This is a genomic window from Embleya sp. NPDC056575 (genome assembly GCF_042793325.1).
GTDB lineage: Bacteria > Actinomycetota > Actinomycetes > Streptomycetales > Streptomycetaceae > Embleya.
In genome coordinates this window covers 67,969-84,553 of record NZ_JBHTVA010000020.1, presented here as the reverse complement: position 1 = coordinate 84,553, position 16,585 = coordinate 67,969, and the positions used below count along the sequence as shown (strand labels likewise).

Annotated in this window: 14 protein-coding genes; 7 read left to right on the top strand and 7 right to left on the bottom strand. The window is 73.6% G+C overall.

What is annotated here, in order from left to right; all coding sequences use genetic code 11:
* Positions 1-242 precede the first annotated feature (242 nt).
* Positions 243-1,904 carry a PucR family transcriptional regulator gene (locus ACFRCG_RS18045; protein WP_380032574.1) on the top strand — a complete coding sequence of 554 codons (1,662 nt, stop codon included), beginning with the start codon at positions 243-245 and terminating at the stop codon, positions 1,902-1,904.
* Positions 1,905-1,911: 7 nt separating this feature from the next.
* Here ACFRCG_RS18045 and ACFRCG_RS18040 read toward each other — a convergent pair whose 3' ends face one another.
* Complete coding sequence (locus ACFRCG_RS18040; protein WP_380032573.1) at positions 1,912-2,727, bottom strand: SpoIIE family protein phosphatase; 816 nt, start codon at positions 2,725-2,727, stop codon at positions 1,912-1,914.
* Positions 2,728-3,467: 740 nt separating this feature from the next.
* On the opposite strand from ACFRCG_RS18040, the gene ACFRCG_RS18035 reads away from it, so the two are divergent.
* A complete protein-coding gene (locus ACFRCG_RS18035; RefSeq protein WP_380032571.1) occupies positions 3,468-4,307 on the top strand; it encodes a hypothetical protein in 840 nt (279 codons plus the stop codon).
* Positions 4,308-4,332: 25 nt separating this feature from the next.
* Here ACFRCG_RS18035 and ACFRCG_RS18030 read toward each other — a convergent pair whose 3' ends face one another.
* The 3 genes from ACFRCG_RS18030 to ACFRCG_RS18020 form a co-directional block, all read right to left on the bottom strand.
* The gene (locus ACFRCG_RS18030) at positions 4,333-4,965 is read right to left on the bottom strand and encodes an AAA family ATPase (RefSeq protein WP_380032570.1); all 633 of its coding nucleotides are present in this window, start codon (positions 4,963-4,965) and stop codon (positions 4,333-4,335) included.
* 32 nt (positions 4,966-4,997) lie between these two features.
* On the bottom strand, positions 4,998-5,945 hold the full coding sequence (locus tag ACFRCG_RS18025; protein WP_380032568.1) for a D-2-hydroxyacid dehydrogenase family protein: 948 nt from the start codon (positions 5,943-5,945) through the stop codon (positions 4,998-5,000).
* Between the two features lie 95 nt (positions 5,946-6,040).
* On the bottom strand, positions 6,041-6,328 hold the full coding sequence (locus ACFRCG_RS18020) for a hypothetical protein (RefSeq protein ID WP_380032566.1): 288 nt from the start codon (positions 6,326-6,328) through the stop codon (positions 6,041-6,043).
* 248 nt (positions 6,329-6,576) lie between these two features.
* Here ACFRCG_RS18020 and ACFRCG_RS18015 point away from each other — a divergent pair, with 248 nt between their 5' ends.
* On the top strand, positions 6,577-6,783 hold the full coding sequence (locus tag ACFRCG_RS18015; protein WP_380032564.1) for a hypothetical protein: 207 nt from the start codon (positions 6,577-6,579) through the stop codon (positions 6,781-6,783).
* Between the two features lie 226 nt (positions 6,784-7,009).
* Here ACFRCG_RS18015 and ACFRCG_RS18010 read toward each other — a convergent pair whose 3' ends face one another.
* The gene (locus ACFRCG_RS18010) at positions 7,010-7,819 is read right to left on the bottom strand and encodes a siderophore-interacting protein (RefSeq protein ID WP_380032562.1); all 810 of its coding nucleotides are present in this window, start codon (positions 7,817-7,819) and stop codon (positions 7,010-7,012) included.
* A 345-nt stretch (positions 7,820-8,164) separates the two neighbouring features.
* Between ACFRCG_RS18010 and ACFRCG_RS18005 the strand changes: the two genes are divergently transcribed.
* The 4 genes from ACFRCG_RS18005 to ACFRCG_RS17990 all read left to right on the top strand — a co-directional run bounded on the left by ACFRCG_RS18005 (position 8,165) and on the right by ACFRCG_RS17990 (position 14,102).
* The gene (locus ACFRCG_RS18005) at positions 8,165-9,373 is read left to right on the top strand and encodes an ATP-grasp domain-containing protein (protein ID WP_380032561.1); all 1,209 of its coding nucleotides are present in this window, start codon (positions 8,165-8,167) and stop codon (positions 9,371-9,373) included.
* Positions 9,370-11,079, top strand: coding sequence for an IucA/IucC family protein (locus ACFRCG_RS18000; protein WP_380032559.1), 1,710 nt, complete (start codon positions 9,370-9,372; stop codon positions 11,077-11,079). Before ACFRCG_RS18005 ends, ACFRCG_RS18000 begins: the two co-directional genes overlap by 4 nt.
* A 96-nt stretch (positions 11,080-11,175) precedes the next feature.
* A complete protein-coding gene (locus ACFRCG_RS17995) occupies positions 11,176-12,909 on the top strand; it encodes an IucA/IucC family protein (RefSeq protein ID WP_380032558.1) in 1,734 nt (577 codons plus the stop codon).
* A complete protein-coding gene (locus tag ACFRCG_RS17990) occupies positions 12,906-14,102 on the top strand; it encodes a type III PLP-dependent enzyme (RefSeq protein ID WP_380032556.1) in 1,197 nt (398 codons plus the stop codon). The genes ACFRCG_RS17995 and ACFRCG_RS17990 overlap by 4 nt, the downstream gene beginning before the upstream one ends.
* A gap of 126 nt (positions 14,103-14,228) precedes the next feature.
* Here ACFRCG_RS17990 and ACFRCG_RS17985 read toward each other — a convergent pair whose 3' ends face one another.
* Positions 14,229-15,020 carry a class I SAM-dependent methyltransferase gene (locus ACFRCG_RS17985; RefSeq protein WP_380007037.1) on the bottom strand — a complete coding sequence of 264 codons (792 nt, stop codon included), beginning with the start codon at positions 15,018-15,020 and terminating at the stop codon, positions 14,229-14,231.
* Positions 15,021-15,067: 47 nt separating this feature from the next.
* Entirely contained in the window at positions 15,068-16,300 is a 1,233-nt protein-coding gene (locus ACFRCG_RS17980; protein ID WP_380032554.1) for an ABC transporter substrate-binding protein, read from the bottom strand.
* Positions 16,301-16,585: the final 285 nt, after the last annotated feature.

Sequence of the window (16,585 nt, the reverse complement as noted above, 5' to 3'; positions counted from 1 at the left end):
GTTCGGTTCGGCGGCACGTGCGGCCGTCGTCTCGAACCGGGCGTGGGCCGGAGATTTCCCCACTTTCGACCCAAGATCGTTTAGACTCCCGCACACGGATCGGCCACCGGCGACACGGCCGCTCCGGTGCGTTCGACGGGGGCTCGTGTCGACCGAATGGATCCCCTCGTGACGGACCTGACCGACAACCGGCCGATATCCGCCCGGGCCGCTGTGCTCGCCTGTGCCCTGACGGCCCCGCGATGACCGCGCGTCCGCGCGCCGTGCTCGGGCGCATCATCGACGACCTCGGCTCGACCCTGTTCGAGGTCGCCGCAGGCGAAGCGGACCCGAACCGCGAGGTCACCGGCGTCCTCATCCACGACCCGGGCGACGAACCCGCGCACCCGCCCGGCGCGGTGGTGCTCGGCGTCGCGGTCTACGGGTCCTCGGCGATCGCCACCCTGGTGCACCGCGCGGCGGCGCTGGCCGCCTCGGCCGTCGTGGTGCGCGGGCCGCTCGCGGTGGACGCGGAGATCCGGGACGCGGTGGCGCGCACCGGCGTGGTGGTGCTCGCGCTGACCCCCGGGGCGTCCTGGTCCCAGGTCACCACGCTGCTGCGCTCGTTGCTCGCGGTGGACGAGATCGGCAGCACACAGACCGGCGAAACCCTGGACGGCGCGCCCTCCGGCGACCTGTTCGCGCTGGTCAACGCGATTGCCGCGCTGCTGGACGGACCGGTCACGGTGGAGGACCGCAGCGGGCGCGTACTGGCCTTCTCCAGCCGTCAGGACGAGGCGGACGAGCCGCGGATCGCCACCATCCTGGACCGCCAGGTGCCCGCCGAGTGGTTGCGGATCCTGGAGGAGCGCGGCGCGTTCCAGGCGCTGTATCGCAGCGAGGGGCCGGTGTACCTGCCGGGCGTCTCGGACATGCCCCGGGTGGCCATCGCGGTGCGCGCCGGGGACGAGATCCTGGGCTCGATCTGGGTCGTGGTGCGCGGGCCGCTGTCCGCCGAGCTGCAGCGGTCGCTGATCGAGGCGGCCAAGGTGGTCGCGCTGCACCTGCTGCGCCGACGGGCGGGCGCCGACGTGGAGCGCCGGTTGCGCACCGACCTGTTGGCCACGGTCCTCGAGGGCGGGCCGGCGGCGGTGGACGCGGCGGGCCGACTCGGCCTGGCGCACCAGCCGGCGTGCGTGCTCGCGCTCGCGGTGGTGGGCGACGCGGCACCGGCCGAACGCACCGCCGAGGAGCACCGGATCGTCGACGCGCTGGCGCTGCACCTGGCGGCGGTACACCCGCGGACCGCGACGGCCCGGCTCGGCGGCTTCACCTACGCGATCCTGCCGACCGAGTCGGACGCGCGGGCGGTACGGCTGGCCGAGGAGTTCCTGGCCCGGATCGGCGGGCGGATCGAGGCGGTGGTGGGCATCGGCCGGGTGGCCGCCCGCGCCGTCGACCTACCCTCGTCCCGGGCGGACGCCGATCGTGCGCTGCGCGTGTTGCGCTCGGGCCGATCCCCGCTGCGGGTGGCCAGGCTGTGCGACGTGTACGTGTCGTCGCTGCTGGTCGAGGTGGCCGACCGGGTGGCCGCCACGGACGACGCGCCGGCCGGACCGGTCTCCCGACTGCGGGCCTACGACGCCGAACACGACACCCATCTCACCGAGACGTTGGCGGCGTGGCTGGACACGTTCGGCGACGTGACCGCCGCCGCGGCGGCCGTGCACGTGCACCCGAACACGTTCCGCTATCGGCTGCGCCGGTTGTCCGAGGTGGGCGCGATCGACCTCGCCGACGGCGACGCGCGCTTCGACGCGATGTTCCAGCTCCGGCTGTACGGGGTGCACGGGAGCGGCCCGGCGCGCCGGTCGCTCGACGCGGCGCGGCTGGTGCCGACGCCGATGCGGGGGACGGTGGGGTAGGGCCTCGTCAGGTGCCGAGCGGTCCCGGTTCGATCAGGAACAGCGCCGCGTCGCCGGGGAAGGCCGGGGCGAAGTGTGCCTCGATGTCGGCCGCCAGGCGCCGCAACGCGTCGGCGAAGTCGCCGCCCACGTGGCTCGGGGCGCGCTCGGCGAACGGGTAGCGCGTGCCGTCCGCGCCCGCGGCCTCGGCGAGTTCGTCCGTGTACAGCAGCACCCGCTCGCCCCGGCCCGCCGCGACGGTCAGCTCCGGCGGGCGGAACGTGCCGGGCGTCAGCGCGCCGATCGGCGGGGTGGCGTACATGGGTTCCAGCCCGAGCACCCGTCGGCCGACGATCAGGAGCGGGTTCGGATAGCCGCGGTTGACCAGGGTCAACGAGCCGTCCCCGGTCGGGCCGCCGGCGCGCTCGACCAGCAGGAGGCGGACCAGGGGGCGATGGCCGCGTGCGTGGTCCTCGCGCAGGGCCAGCGCGATCCGGTGGGACACCTCGGTCAGCGCGGGCAACTCGGCGGCGACCGCGCCGAACGCGGCGAGCACCTCCGCCGCCAGATCGGGCGCGCACAGCGGATCGCCGGCCACGTCACCAAAGACCGCCCGGGCCCCCAGCGGCGTCTCGCGGATCTCGCCGAACCAGCACCGATCGGGCGGGTCGGCCGGCTCCGCCGGGCCATCGATCCGCCGAGCGGCCACGCGCAGCCCATCGACCCGGGCAAGGGTGGTTTCCCCGGCCCCCGGCGCGACGTCGTACCCGGCAGGCGCGGGATGCACGCGATCACTCGACGTGCTGGGCGGATCGGACTCGGGCGGCTGCGCGTCGGTGCTCACGGATCTCCTCGCCGGCGGGATACCTCCGACCAGTGTCACCCACCCACGAACCCCCGAAACGCCCCCCACCCCACCCACAACCCCAAACCCACCCAGACCCGGTCCCGCACCCACCCCGCACCCACCCACCCACCCGGCCCGGTTCCGCGTCCGCGGCGTGTGCGCCCGGCTCGGTTCCGCACCTGCCCCGCGGCGTCCGCCCGGCCCGGTTTCGTATCTGTGGCGTGTGCGCCCGGCCCGGTTCCGCACCCGCCCCGTACCCACCCGCCCGGCCCGGTTCCGCATCTGCCCTGCCGCGTGTCCGCCCGTGCCCGGCCCCGCACCCGCCGCGTGTCCGCCCGCGCTCGCCCGTGCCCGGTCCTGCCGCGCGTCTGCCCGCCCGGCCCGGTTCCGCATCTGCCCTGCCCGGTGTCCGCCCGGGCCGGTTCCGCGCCCGCTCCGCACCTGTCGCGCGCCTGCTCGGGCCGGTCCCGGACCCGCCCTCGCGCCCGCTCGGGCCGCTCCGCACCTGCCCGCGTGCTCCTCCCGTGCCCGCTCGGGCCGGTCCGCATCTGGCGCGCGCCCTCCCGTGCGCTCCGCGCCCGTCCCGCGCGGCCGGGGCCGCCTCGTGGTTGCGGTCTTGTGTGCCGGGCGTTTCTCGTGTTCGTTCGGCGGGGGAGGCTTTGGGGGTTTGGGGGGTGGGCAGGGTTGGGGGGAGGAGAGGGGTTGGTGTGGTGAGTGGTGGGGTTGAGACCGAGGCCATGACCTCGTTCGACGATATTTACGATCGGCCGGATCCCCGGGGGTTCTTTCGGGCGCTCGGGGCGTGGGGCTATCAGACGCCGCATCATGCGCAGGACGTGTTTCGGCGGCTCGTCGCCACCCGGGCCGAGGGGGCCGCGGGCGTTGCGGTCCTGGACATGTGTTGCTCGTACGGGATCAACGCGGCGCTGCTCAACCACGACGTGACCCTCGCCGAGTTGTACGACCGGTACCGCTCCGCGCCCGTCGCCGCGATGGACACCGCCGAGCTGATCGAGGCCGACCGCGCGTGGTACGCCGCCCGCCGCCGCGCCGACGCGGTGCCCGTGATCGGCCTGGACGTGGCGGCCAACGCCATCGCCTACGCGCGCGCCGTCGGCCTGCTCGACGCCGGGTTCGCCGAGAACCTGGAGCTCGCGCCGCCCTCGCCCGAACTGCTCGCCGCCACGCGCCCGGTCGGCCTGATCACCGTCACCGGCGGCGCCAGCTTCCTGTCACCGCGCAGCTTCCGCCCCTTCCTGACCGACGCCCCCGCAGCGGTGTGGGTGGCCGCGTTCGTGCTGCGCACCGGCTCCTACCGAGCCATCGCCGACGGACTCACCGCCCACGGCCTGGTCACCGAGAAGTTCGGCCCGCACACCTTCCCGCAACGCCGCTTCACCAGCGAACGGGAACAGCGCTACGCCGTCGACGCGGTGATCGCCGCCGCCGAGGACCCCGAAGGCCGGGAATCCGCGGGCTGGTTCCACGCCGCGCTGCACCTGTCCCGCCCCCAGGACCACACCACCGCGTTCCCGCTCACCACCCTCCTGCCCGACGGGCCGCGGGAGCGGATCTGACCCGACCGGCGATCGAGGACACGCGCTAGACGAAGCGGATGTGCCGCAACCCCGTCCAGGCCCGGCGTACCCGAGCCCGCGCGGGGGAGTCGGTGTTGGGCGCCAGGGTCAACCCGGTCGACGCGGCGATCAGGTCGGCCACCCTCGGCGTGTCGATGTGGTCGGTGTGGATGTGCTCGGCGAACTCCGGGCCGGCCAGGCGTTCCAGGCACAGATCGAGCCGGGCGACCGCGAAGCTCTCCCGCCGCAGCGGCGCCTCCCGGCCCGCCACCACGCGCACCGCCCGCCCGAAGCCGCGCTCGGCCAGCCGCCGCAATACCGTGCCCCGCTCGGCCAACAGCGCGAAGTGCCGCACGTCGTGGCCCCGTTCGCGCAGCCGGCCGACGATCTCCCGGAAATATTCCGGCTCGATCACCGTCATCGGCGCCAACACCGGCCCCGGATGCCTGGCCAGGGTCAGATCCAGCACCTCGTACACCCCCTGCCGCCACGCCGGCAGATCCTGGAAGTCGCCGCGCAGCGCCCGCGGGGTCATCCGGTGCAGCCCGAAGCCGACCTCCTCCGGGTCGCAGACCACACTGCCGGGCAGCCGCCGGTGCAGCTCGTGCGCCGTCTGCGTCTTGCCGCCCCCGAAGGGGCCGTTGATCCAGATGAGCATGCGCACGACCTTAAGCCGCCGACGCCGACGACCTACAACTCCCGCACCGGCACGCCCGTGAGGAAGGCGGCGACGTCCTCGACCGCCTCGGCGTACGCCAGTTCGTAGTTGTCCCGCGTCGCATACCCGATGTGCGGGGTGAGCACGGTATTGGGCGCGGCCAGGATCGGCTCGTCCGCCGGGATCGGCTCCACGGGGTACACATCCAGCCCGGCCCCCGCGATCCGGCCCTCGTGCAGCGCGGCCAGCAGCGCGTCCCGGTCCACGATCGGCGCGCGCGAGGTGTTGACCAGATACGCGGTCGGGCGCATCAGCGCGAGTTCGGCCGCGCCGACCAGCGACCTGGTGCGCTCGCTGAAGCGCACATGCACGGTGACGAAGTCGGCGCGCCGGAACAACTCCTCCTTGGCCACCACCTCGACGCCGACCGCCGCGCCCTGTTCGGCGGTGAGGTTGCTGCTCCAGGCCAGCACCCGCATCCCGAACGCGGCGCCGACCCGGGCCACCCGGGTGCCCAGCTTTCCCAGACCGATCACGCCGAGCGTGGCGCCGGCGAGGTCGACGCCCACGCCGCGTTGCCAGGTGCCGGCCCGCAGGCTCGCCTCCTCGACCCGGGTGCCCTTCGCCAGTTCGAGGATCAGCGCCCACGTCAACTCGGCCGCCGGATGCGGGAGCAGACTCGTGCCACAGACGGTGACGCCCCGGGCACGCGCCGCCTCGACGTCGATCGCGGCATTGTTCATCCCGGTGGTGATCAAAAGCCGCAACGCGGGCAGCCGGGCCAGTAGTTCCGCCGGGAACGCGGTGCGCTCGCGCATCGCCACCACCGCGTCGAACCCCGACAGGCGCTCGACCAGCGTGTCGGGGTCGCGCACATGGTCCGGGAAGAAGACCGCCTCGGTGTCGTCCGGCAGTTTGCCCCAGCAGTCGAGCGCTGCGGCCTGCCCCTGATAGTCGTCGATCACGGCCACCCGAAACACGTGCGCCCCCTCTCCTGCGGCCCCCGTCGCGCGGCTCGCCCGGCCGGACCGGGTCCGACCCTATCGGCGGCGTCGGCCCGGCGCGTCGCGCCGGGTCAGCCGAGCGACGCCAGGCCCGTGCGCAGGTCGTCCAGGTTCATCACCGGCCGGACGGCGACCTTGGCGCCCAACTCGAAGAAGGGTTCGGCGATGGACGGCAACTGCGAGGAGTCCTGCATGTCGAACACCAGCAGACACGTACGGTCGCCCTCGAACGCGGCGAAGTAGGCCGCCTCGGGGTTCACCCGCTCGACGATGGACTGGATCCGTTTGCCCAGCGACCCGTCCGCGACGGCCTGGTTGCCCGCCTCGGTGTTCATCCGTGCGGAGAGAAGCATGCGCATCGATCTCACCTGCGTTTCGGTACGGATCGCGCTCGACACTCGCCTCGGGCGTCGCGGAGGACTCGATCACGTACGTTTCCAGCGTCCTCCCGTGCACCAACCCGTGCAAACGCCCGGGCACGCGACCGCGTAGCGGGTGTGCCGTCGGGTATGCGAAAGGTATGAACGCGCGACGTCGCGCTTCGACCAGGCGCCCTCCCGGCAGCGAGGCGGCCCATCCCCGCAGCGACCTCCCCGCGCGTCGGGTCATGTCCAGGATCGCGCTGCCCTTCTTCGTCATCGCGTGCGCGGCCTGCGCCGTGGCCGCCGCCGGGGACGTCGCCGACAACGTGCGCACACTCTGGCTGATCGCGGCGATCGTATGCGGCCTCACGGCCGTGATCGCCTGGATCGACCTGCGGGTGATCGCCCGCCGCATGCGCGAGGAACGGACCCGGTCCGACCGCCCCGGGTGAGCCGCTCGCCCTGCATACACGGCCGGCGCGCCGCGACCGCCGCCGAGGGTGACCGCGCGAACCGTGCCCGCCGGCCTCGCCCGGCCCTTTCTCGGTGGCTCCACCGCAGGTCGCGCCCAGCCGGCCACCGACCCCCGGCGTGCCGAGCGCGGCCTTTCGGGCCGTCCCACCTGCACTCGGCCCGGGCCTCGCGCTCGGGCTCACCCGTCGTGTCGGAGTCGCCGGATCAGTGGGTGAGTTGCACCCTCGGAGCGGCGGTGCCCGGTTCGGTGTGCGCGGTCTCCTCGGTGTGGCCCACCCGCCAGTAGCCCATGAACGCGATCGCGCGGGGGTCCATGCCGCGTTCGTCCTTGAGGTGGCGGCGCAGCGCCCGCACCCGGCCGGCCTCGCCCGCGAGCCACGCGTAGCCGTGCTCGGTCGGCGGCCGGGCGTCGCGGACCGCGTCCAGGAGACGGTGGTCCCCGGCCGGCGCACCACCCCGGTGCAGCCAGTTCACCCGTACGCCGGGCGGCGCGGCCAACCGCTGGCGGTCCGCCTCGGTGGTCACCTCGACGAACACGCTCCCCTCGGCGTCGGCCGGCAACGACTCGACGATGGACCCGATCGCCGGCAGCGCCGCGTGGTCCCCGACCAGAAGCAGGCGCCGGCCCGCCGGCGGCTCGAAGCTGTAGCCCCCGTTGCGGGCGGCGGTCGGCCCCAGCACCTCGATCGGGTCCCCGGGGCGGGCCGCGCGCGCCCAACGGGACGCCGGCCCGCCGGGCGTGTGCAGCGCGAAGTCGATGTCGATCTCGACCGGATCCGAACGGTGCGCGCGCACGGTGTAGGTGCGCTGGTACGGCCGGTCCGCCTCGGGGATCCGCGCCCACGCCTCGCGCCAGGTCAGGTCCGCCCGGGTGATCCGGGGTGCCGGGCGACCCTCGCGCGGGACGAACAGCTTGATCCGCTGATCCGGTCCGCCGGGCACGAAGCTCGCCAGGCGCGGGCCGGTCAGGGTGATCCGGACCGCGTTGCGGGTGATCGGGATGTTGCGGACCACGGTGAGGTGGAAGGGCCGGTACAGCCGCGCACGACGTTCACGTTCGGTGGTGATGGGAACTCGCCCTCTCGGACACGGGTCGACCGGTGGACGACACGGGACGATGTCGGAGTTAGGTTAGCCTAACCGGGCCGGATTCACGATCACCCGCGACGCGCCGACACTGGGCCGAACGGGCTTGGCAAGGGCCGGATTTGGCCAGGAGGTATGGCTAGCCTAAGTTGGTCCGAGCCCCGCCCGGTCCGGGTCGGGGCGCCCGGTGGCGGGGTTGTTCGCCGAGGGCGGGGCGTGCCCGGACCCGGCGTCCGGATCGACGAGTCGACGTGTCCGAGGGGGCGATCACGCATGCGGCTGTACCTGCTCGCGCTCAACCCCACCGACTCGGTGACCGACGGCTTCCTGCCCGCCGCCCACCGCCTGGGCCTGGACGTCACCCTGCTCACCGACCCCGCGTACGCGCCGGCCCACCTCGCGGTGTGCGGCAGCCGGGATTTCGTCGAGGTCGTGGAGTGTGACGTCCGCGACTTTCGCGCGGTGATCGACCGGATCGCCGACGGCCCCCGCCCCGACGCGGTGTTCAGCAACAGCGACCACCTCCAGGTGCAAACCGCCCTGGCCGCCGCATGGTTCGATCTCCCGGCCAAGGACTGGCGGGCCGCGCTGCACGCCAAGAACAAGGCACACACGCGCCGGCGACTGGCCGCGACGGGCGTCGACCCGGTCTGGGCCGTCGAACTGGCGCCGGAGCGGGACGCGAAGGAACTGCTCGCGCTCGACCCGCCGTTCCCGTGCGTGGTCAAACCCCGCGAGGGCGTCGCGGGCGAAGACGTGGTGCTGGTCGCCGACGACGGGCAACTCCTGGCGCGCTGCGCCGAGATCCGCTCCCGTCGGCCCGGCGCGGCGCTGGTGGTCGAGGAGTTCCTGAGCGGCGAGCTGTACACCCTGGAAACGCTCGGCGACCGGAACGGCACACGGGTCGTGGCCGGATTCCACACCCACCTGTCGCCGCCACCACACTTCATCGAACTGCGGCTGGATCTGGTCCCCCACCCACCCGCCGCGAGCACCGCCGGCGTACTGGCCCGGCTCGACGCGCTCGGCGTCGGATTCGGGGCCTGCCACACCGAGTTCGTGCTCCAGGACGGCCGCCCCCGGATCATCGAGGTCAACTACCGCGCCATCGGCGACCAGTGCGACCTGCTGCTCGCCGACGTCCTGGGCATCCCGCTCTTCGAGTACATCCTGCGCGTGCACCTCGGCGACGACCTCCCCGCCGACCTCGGCGCGCACACCGACCGGCACGCCCGCATCGACTGGCCGTGCGCGGACCGTGCCGGCGTGCTCACCACCGCTCCGGGCCGCGAGGACACCACCTCCGACGCGGGTGTGCGCACCGACTACCACCCGCTGCGAGCGATCGGCGAACGACACGAACTGCACCACTCCAACCGGGACTACCTCGGCGTGCTGCGCACGATCGGTACCGACCGGTCGGCGGTCGACCACGCGGCCGAGGCGTTCCTCGCCGACCACACGTGGGGCATCGCCCCGTGACCGAACCCGCCGTCGCCGACCCGGCGTCACCCGACCCGGCCCCGCGCGGCGCTTCGGCGAACACCCCCGCCGGCGAGCAACTGCGACGCGTGCTCGACGCCGTGCTGCGCGAGGACATCCTCGGACTGCGCTCCACCGCCGAGACACTGCACCGGCCCGACGGCACCTGGTTGCGGCTGAAGGCCCCGCACGGCACGACGAGTTGGCTGATACCCGTGCGACCCGACGGTTTCCAGTGCGAGTACGCGGCCCGCGAACCGCTCCTGCTCGCCGAACGCGACGGCACCCGACTGACCACCACCGACGCCGTGTTGGCCACCCTGCGCGACCTGGCCGACCCCCGCGACCGGTCCGGCTTCGACGACTTCGCCGAGGAGTGCCGCCAGTCGGCCCGGGCCGGCCGCGTCATGGCCGACGCCCTCCCGGCCGTGCGTGCCCGGCTCGCCGCCGACCACGGCCCGGATCCGAGCACCTGGACCGGACTGCACGCCGGCCCGGCCCTGGACACCCTCGCCGCACACCTCGACCACCCCATCCACCCGACCCCGCGCGCCCGTTCCGGCCTGGACCAGGCGGCGCTGCGCCGCTACGCCCCCGAACACCACCCGACCTTCCGACTGCGCTGGGCCCTGCTCCCGCACGACGCGGCCACACTCACCGGCACCCTGCCCGACTGGTGGCCCACCCCCACCACACTCGGCCGACCCGACCTGGAACACAGCCGGCTCGCGCTGCCCGTACACCCCCTCACCCTCGACCGGCTCCCGGACCCGGCCGTGCCCACCGCGCCGGCCCACCTGGACGTGTGCCCGACCCTGTCGATGCGCACCGTCGCCGTGCTCGACCACCCCGGCGTACACCTCAAGCTCCCGCTGCCGATCGCCACCCTCGGCATGCGCAACCGACGCACCATCAAACCCGGCACCCTCGTCGACGGCGCCGCCGGACAACGCCTGCTCGCCGCCGTCCTGGACCACGAACCCCGCTTACGGGAGCGGGTGTTGCTCGCGGACGAACAGACCCACCTGCACGCCGGCCACGAACTGCTCGCCGTCCTGGTGCGCCGCTACCCGAACCTGCCCGACGACGCCCTCGTACTCCCGGTCGCCGCCCTGCTCGCCCGGGTGCACGACGGCACATCCGTCCTGGACCGGGTCGCCGAACGCTGGTACGGCGGCGATCGGTTCGCGCTGCTCGACGCCTACCTCACGCTGCTCCTGGACTGGCAGACCACACTGTTCCGGTACGGCGTCGCACTCGAATCGCACCCGCAGAACCTCTCCCTCGTACTCGCCGACGACCGACCCGTGCGCCTGCTGCTCAAGGACAACGACGGCCCCCGGATCAACCGGGCCCGCTGCCCGGTCGAGCACGACGGCTTCGACGACCCGCGCACCTACAGTCCCGACGACGGGCCGCTCGCCGACCTGTTCGTCACCATCACCGTGCATCTGTGCGCCGGCGCCCTGGCATTCGCCCTGTCGGACCCCGAACGCGCCGAACTGCTGCACCTGGTGCGCGACCGGCTGGCGGACCTGGCGGATCCGTGGTTGCGCCGCCGGATCCTCGACGCGGACCGGCTCCCGATCAAGGCGATGGTCACCGCCGGGACCCTGCTCACCAAGGAGCGCTCCGGCGCGGCCGACATCAACAAGCACTACACGACCGGACCGAACTACCTGCGCCCGCCGGCCGAAACCCCGTAGCGGCCGGAGCAGCCCGCCCACCCCACGGCCCCGAGCCGCACACCGCGCATCCCGCACCTCGCACCTCGCACCTGCCAAGAACCGCCGGAGTCGCCCATGTCGCCGCAGTCGGCCCGACCCACGACCACCGCGGCCCCCGCCGCCCAGGCCCCGCCCGCGCCGCCCTCGGCCGACGACGCCGTCGCGCACACCCTGCTCAACTGCCTGCTTCGGGAGGTCTGCGGCCCCGAACGGCACAGCGTGGTCGAGCCCGACGGCGGTCACCTGCGGTTGTGGCTGGCCCGATCCGGTACCGAACTGCGGGTCCGGCTGCGACGCACCTCCCTCCTCGGCGACCACCGCTTCACCGGGCCGGTGAGCGAACGACGCGGGCCCGGCTGGCATGCGCTGTCCTGGTCCGAGCTGGGCCGGCGGGTGCACCGCGAACTGGGCACGCGTACCGGTGTGCCCAACGACGAGTTCCTGGGCCAACTCGCGTCCAGCCACGCGGGCGTGGCCGCCGGGCTGGCCCGCCGCGCCGCGCCTCCCGCGTCGCGCTACCTGGAGTCGGAACAGGCGCTGCTGTTCGGACACCGCTTCCACCCCACCCCCAAGGCACGCGGCACCGACCCGACCACCTGGGCCGCCTACGCCCCCGAGGCCCGCGCCGAGTTCCGGCTGCGACACCTGGCCGTACGCGGCGAACTCGTCGCCCAGGAACGCATATCCGCCGCCGACACCGCCGTCCTGGACCGGCTCGGCCCGGTTCCGGCCGGCTACACCCTGCTGCCCGCACACCCGTGGCAGTACGAACTCCTCGCCGGCCACCCGCGCCTGCGCGCCGCACTGCTCCGCGGCGACATCCGAGACCTGGGCGAGGCCGGCCCCCGCTTCGCCGCGACCGCGTCGGTACGCACCCTCGCCGGCGCCGGAGTGTTCCTCAAATTCAGCCTGAACGTGCGCATCACCAACTGCGTCCGCAAGAACGCCGCCTACGAACTGTCCGGCGCCGTCGCGCTCACCCGGGCGCTGGCCCCGATCGCGGCCCGCACCGCCGCGCGTTTCCCGGACTTCACCATCCTCGGCGAGCCCGCCTACCGCAGCCTGTCGCCGGACCTCGCCCCCGAACTCCTCGAAGGTTTCGGGGTGATCGTCCGCGACGGGCTCGACGCACGGCTGCGGCCCACAACCACGCCGCTGCTCGCCGCCGCCGTCGCGGCCGAATACCCGACCGGGTCCGCGCACCTGTCCCGACTGCTCGACGGCGCCGGGCCCGACGAGGCGCTGCGCTGGTGGGAGGACTACCTGCGGCTGCTCGTCCCGCCGGTGCTGGCCCACTACTTCGCGCACGGCGTGGTCCTGGAACCGCACCTCCAGAACGTCCTGGTCGCGGTGGACGCCGGCGGTCGACCCCGGCAGGTGCTGATGCGCGACATGGAGGGGACCAAGCTGCTCCCCGGGCCGCACGCCGCCGTGCTGGCCGCACTGCCACCGTCGGTGGCCGCGCCGATGACCTACGACGCCCGGCGCGGCTGGGACCGGGTGGTCTACTGCCTGCTGGTCAACAACATCGCCGAAATGCTCGCCGCGCTGGTCGACGTCCATCCGCACCTGGAGGCCCGCTGCTGGGAACAGGTCCGCGCGGTCCTGGCCGAATGCGCCGCCGAACACGGTGATCCCGAACAACTGCGCGCGCTGCTCGCGGGCGCGCCGCTGCCCGCCAAGGCCAACCTCCTCGCCCGCTGGGAACGGCGCGCCGACCGCGAGGCGGAGTACGTCCGCATTCCCGCGCCGCCGGTCGAGCCGATCCCCGACGGCACACCCCGCGCCCCCGTCCGGAGCACCCGATGATCCCCCCGCACATCCGCGCCCACGTCACCGACCTCGCCCCCGAGGCGCTGCCCGCGTACCTGTACGACCGGACCGGGCTGCGGGCACACGCGGCGGCGGTGCGCGCCGCGCTGCCCGAGCGGGTCGAGGTGTACTACGCGGCAAAGGCCAACCCGACGCCGGAGATCCTGACCGCGCTGGACGGTACGGTGAACGGCTTCGAGGTCTCCTCGGGCGGTGAACTCGCCCATGTACGCGCCCACGTGCCCGATGCCCGGATCGCCTTCGGCGGCCCGGGCAAGACCGACGCCGAGCTGATCGCCGCGCTGCGGGCGGGCGTCGAGCGCATCCACGTGGAGAGCCGGGCCGAACTGCACCGCCTGATCGTGCTGGCCACCCGGCATACGCCCGACCGCGACGTCGATGTACTGCTGCGGGTCAACCTGCCCCTGGACGGCGCCCTGTTGCGCGGCGCCGCGCTGACCATGGGCGGCGATCCGTCCCCGTTCGGCCTGGACCCGGACGACGCCGAGGCGTGCCTGCACCTGCTGCGCGGTCCGGACGCCGGCCGGGTCCGGGTGCGCGGGATCCACGCGCACCTGGCCAGTGGGCTGGACGCGGACACCCAGGTAGCCGTCGCCGCGCGGATCGTCGACTGGACCCGAACGGTCGCCGAGCGGCACCGCGTCTGCCTGCCCGAGGTCAACGTCGGCGGTGGCATGGCGGTCGACTACACCGACCCCACCGCCCGCTTCGACTGGTACCGCCTGGGCGCCGGGCTGGCCGAAATCCTGGTCGACCGGGCGGACTTGTCCCTGCGCATCGAACCGGGTCGGGCGCTGACCGCCTACTGCGGTTGGTACGCCACCGAGGTGCTGGACCTCAAGCACAGCCACGGCGCGGCCTTCGCGGTGCTCCGCGGCGGCACCCACCACCTGCGCACGCCCGCGGCCAAGGGACACGACCAGCCCTTCGCGGTCCTGGAGAGCCCACACCCGTGGCCGCATCCGTGGCCGCGCCCGCGGACGACCGCCGCCGAGGTCACCCTGGTCGGCCAACTGTGCACCCCCAAGGACGTGTTCGCCCGCCGCCGACCGGTCGCCCGGCTGGCGGTCGGCGACCGCGTCGTGTTCGCGATGGCCGGCGCCTACGCGTGGAACATCTCCCACCACGACTTCCTGATGCACCCGCACCCGACGTTCCACCACCTGTGACGGGCCGGCACCGCACGCGTCGGTGCCGGGCGCATACGCCGCCGGCCCGAAGCCGGCCGGCTTCGGGCCGGAAGGTGGTCGAACGCGGTGCCGGCGCTGGGTGGTCGGCCGGTCCGGTGTCGACGGTCAGTGCTCGCCCGGCTTGGTGCCGACCGTGGAGATCAGCCGCCAACCCGTGGTGACCAGGTCCGGTTGGAGCACGATCTCCTGGAAGCGGTCCAGGAGTTCATCGGCCACACCCAACGCGAGCAGTTGGGGTCGAAGCTGCCGGGCATTGCAGGCGTACAGGCGGTGTGCCGGGCCCGGACCCGCGCAATCGGGTTCGGTACGCACCGCCCGGATCCCGGTCAACCCCGCCTCGGCGAACGCCTCGTGCGTGGACGCCGCCCATTCGAGGTCGGCGCCCCGGTTGCGCAGCACCGCCAGGATGCCCTCGACCACCTCGGTGAAGATCTTGGCATCGGTCGAATCGGCGCAGTTCAGCACGCGTGGGGCGGTCGGGCAGAACCAGTCCTCCAAAACCAGTACGCCGCCCGGTTCCAGGGCCTCGACCAGGCGGGTCAGAATCTCCCGACGCTCGGGGATGTGCAGCAGCACCAGCCGGCCGTGGATGCCCAGGAACGGGCGCGGCGGCAGGGTGTCGGTGCGCAGGTCGAGCGGGAAGGTGTGGATGGGCGCGCCACCCGTCGGCGCCGACACCGAGCGTGCGGCCAGGTCGGTGGCGTGCACGGCGCCGGACGGGCCGATCCGGCGGGAGAGTTCGCGGGCGATGCTGCCCAGGCCGTACCCGATCTCCAGCCACTCCTGGCCGGTCGGGGTGTCGAGCGAGTCCAGCACCATTCGGGTGGTCGGGTCGAGCAGGCGTTGCAGGGTTTCCAACTGGTAGGTGATGTCGTCGGCTTCGGCGAACGCGTACAAGGCCGGCTCCTCGCGTGGGTGGGGTGGAGGGTGGGAGGGAGGGCGGATCAGCCGCCCAGCACGGCCAGTTGCTCGACCGCGACATTGGCCCGCTTGGGACCGTCGTTGCGCACCTCGAAGCGGTACCACTGCTGCACCGGCGAATGGGTGGCCGGGTTCAGCTGCATCACGCCGCGCGGGCTGTCGATCTGACCGACATTGCCCAGGGCGGTGTTCACCGCCTCGGGTGTGAGCGGCTTCTTCTGGGCGCGGACCGACCCGATGGCGCTGTCCAGGGAGCGGGCGATGTCCCACGCGGCGACCGCGTAGATCGTCGGGCTGCGGTCGGGGTGGCGCTGCTGCCACGCGGCGACGAAGGCGCGGTTCGCCGGGTTGTCCAGATCCGCGCCGTAGGTGGCGAAGGTGGTGATGCCGGCGGCGGCGTCGGACTGGGCGTCGAGCTGACGTCCCTCGGTCAGCGGACCACTCGCGTACAGCGGGAGTTTGGCAGCCTCGGACGCCCGGTACTGCTTGACGAAGTCGACCGCCGCGGTGCCGGCGTAGAAGGTGTAGACCGCCTTGGCGCCGCTCTGCGCGATCTTGTTCAGGTAGGGCAGGAAGTTCTGCGTGCCGGGGAACGGGGTGAACGTGGTCTTGCCGTCCGGATTGGCCAGCGTGCCACCGGCCTTGGTGAACGACTCGGTGAAGCCCTTGAGTTGGTCCCAGCCCCCCTGGTAGTCCGGGCCGATCGCGTAGACCGGGCCGTTGACGTGTTCCTTGACCCAGGGCCCGGCGGCGGCGCCGGCCTCGTAGGACTGGGTGTTGAACGACCAGACGTGCGCGGTCAGTTTGGGGTCGGGGAATTCGGGGCGACCGGCCACGCCCATCAGCGCGGTGTTGTTGGCGGCGGCGATCGGCAACACGCCGGCCACGCTGCCGCCGCTGACGATGCCGGTGACGGCCAACACGTTCTGCTGCTTGACCAGTTCGGTGGCGGCCGGAACGGCGGTCGGCGGTCCCGCGCCCTCGTCGCGCACCACGATGTCCGCCTTGAGGCCGCCGAGTTTGCCGCCGTGCGTGTCCCGGTACAGCTCGAGGCCGGCGCGGGTGTCCTCGCCGACCGCGGCGTAGGGGCCGGTGGCCGGGGTGAGCAGGCCGATCTTGGCCACCTCGTCGGCGGCCTTGCCCTTGTCGTTCCCGGCCGCGCTGCCCGAGCACGCGGACAGCACGAGGAGGAGCCCGGTGGCGAGGGCCACGGGGGTGCGAGTGGAGCGGATCCGTCTACGAATCGAGCTGCGCATGTCGGTCTCTCTCTCGGACTGGAAGAGCACGGACGGAAGGAGCGTGGACGGGGTGCCGCCGGACGGGCCGGGTGCCGACCGTCGTGGCGCGGGCCGGATGCGCGAAACGGGGTGCGCGAAATCGGGCGCGCGATACGGGTCGAACCCCCTCTCGGTTCGGCGGCTCACCCGCGACGGCGCGGGACGCGGATCTCGGGTGCGTCCCGGGACGTGCGGGAGCCACGCGGGGCGCGATGCGCCGGATCGGCCGGTGGGCCGGGCGCGCGAGTACGCCGGGCGACCCGG

What these genes read in the sequence shown, in the direction of transcription:
- ACFRCG_RS18045 (WP_380032574.1), top strand. Translation starts at nt 243, where the DNA reads ATGACCGCGCGTCCGCGCGCCGTGCTCGGGCGCATCATCGACGACCTC.
- ACFRCG_RS18035 (WP_380032571.1), top strand. Translation starts at nt 3,468, where the DNA reads ATGACCTCGTTCGACGATATTTACGATCGGCCGGATCCCCGGGGGTTC.
- ACFRCG_RS18030 (WP_380032570.1), bottom strand. Translation starts at nt 4,965, where the DNA reads ATGCTCATCTGGATCAACGGCCCCTTCGGGGGCGGCAAGACGCAGACG.
- ACFRCG_RS18020 (WP_380032566.1), bottom strand. Translation starts at nt 6,328, where the DNA reads ATGCGCATGCTTCTCTCCGCACGGATGAACACCGAGGCGGGCAACCAG.
- ACFRCG_RS18015 (WP_380032564.1), top strand. Translation starts at nt 6,577, where the DNA reads ATGTCCAGGATCGCGCTGCCCTTCTTCGTCATCGCGTGCGCGGCCTGC.
- ACFRCG_RS18005 (WP_380032561.1), top strand. Translation starts at nt 8,165, where the DNA reads ATGCGGCTGTACCTGCTCGCGCTCAACCCCACCGACTCGGTGACCGAC.
- ACFRCG_RS17995 (WP_380032558.1), top strand. Translation starts at nt 11,176, where the DNA reads ATGTCGCCGCAGTCGGCCCGACCCACGACCACCGCGGCCCCCGCCGCC.
- ACFRCG_RS17990 (WP_380032556.1), top strand. Translation starts at nt 12,906, where the DNA reads ATGATCCCCCCGCACATCCGCGCCCACGTCACCGACCTCGCCCCCGAG.
- ACFRCG_RS17980 (WP_380032554.1), bottom strand. Translation starts at nt 16,300, where the DNA reads ATGCGCAGCTCGATTCGTAGACGGATCCGCTCCACTCGCACCCCCGTG.